Genomic DNA, 1,185 nt, shown 5'->3' with positions numbered 1-1,185 from the left:
TCACGTCTGTTGATTAACTAATTTTTACCAATAAAATGCAATAAAAAAGAGAGATTCCATGTAAAATGTAAGTTACCACACCAACATTTACGAGGAGGAATCTCTCATGGCTAAGAATACCACGATTTTCATGTTACTTCAAAACTTTATTTCACAGGAAGAAATCAACGAAATTCTTGTTGAATATGGTTTTGAAGATACAGCTCGTAAATGCGATGTACCTACACTTTTAGCTTATTTAGTTGGTGCAGCGGCTTTCGAATGGAAAAGGTTACGTCACGCAGCGGATGTGGCTTCAGCACAGGGTTTGAAATCTGTGGATTATTCTACGCTTTCGAAACGCTTAGGCGAGCTGAATCACCATATTGTGAAGCGTATTTTTGACGTCATTGTTAGACGTTTAAACCGAGCGACACGACGAAAATTAAAGCTTAAAAAAGACTTACTAGCGATTGATTCGACAACGATTACCGTTGGAAAAACGCGTTTACCATGGGCTTTATATCATGGTGAGCGCTCAGGCATCAAGTTGCACGTTAGCTTCACAAATACGACTGAGATGCCCTTGAAAGTCGTGGAAACAACGGGCTTAAAACATGATGGTCCGATTGGCGTGAGCTTAGAGGACAAGCGTTTTATTCTCGTGGCAGATCGTGCTTATTTTTCAATGGATAAGGTCGATCGTTACGCGCAAACCGGACAAGATTTCGTCATTCGTTTGAAGGAAAATATTCATGTAAGTCGAAAGAAATCGTTAAAAAGAGCCCCTGTCGCAGGTTCCAATGTAGTCGCTGATTTTACATGTATCCTTGGTACAACGCAAAAACAAACCGTCGCACGCCATCGTATCGTAGAATTTACAGATTACGAAGGAGATGTTGTCCGTGTTGTGACAAATCTTCGCGATGTAACGGCAGAAGAAATCGCTGGCATGTATAAAGAGCGCTGGGCAATTGAATCGTTCTTTCGTTGGATCAAACAGAACTTAAATGTGCCTGTTTTATTTGGCACGACTGAAAATGCGGTGTATAGCCAACTATTTGCGGCGTTAATTGCCTACGTATTATTGAAATTTTTACAAACGGAAGGACACAAGAAAAAGCACTGTAAACGCCTGTCTTTCGCTGGTTTCACACGCCAGCTTCTTTGTGATACCCTGCCGATTGAATGGCGAATTGGATTGAA

The 1,185-nt window shown here is 41.1% G+C and carries 1 protein-coding gene; it reads left to right on the top strand.

Going from position 1 to position 1,185, the window contains the following annotated elements:
* Nucleotides 1-106: 106 nt before the first annotated feature.
* The coding region (locus tag V514_RS0118585) for an IS4 family transposase (protein WP_029501253.1) at nucleotides 107-1,185 on the top strand (1,079 nt) is incomplete at its 3' end.

Origin of the sequence: Kurthia huakuii LAM0618 (assembly GCF_000505545.1) — a bacterium.
Lineage (GTDB): Bacteria > Bacillota > Bacilli > Bacillales_A > Planococcaceae > Kurthia > Kurthia huakuii.
The sequence above is the reverse complement of the archived record's forward strand: the minus strand, read 5'-3'. Positions and strand labels throughout refer to the sequence as shown.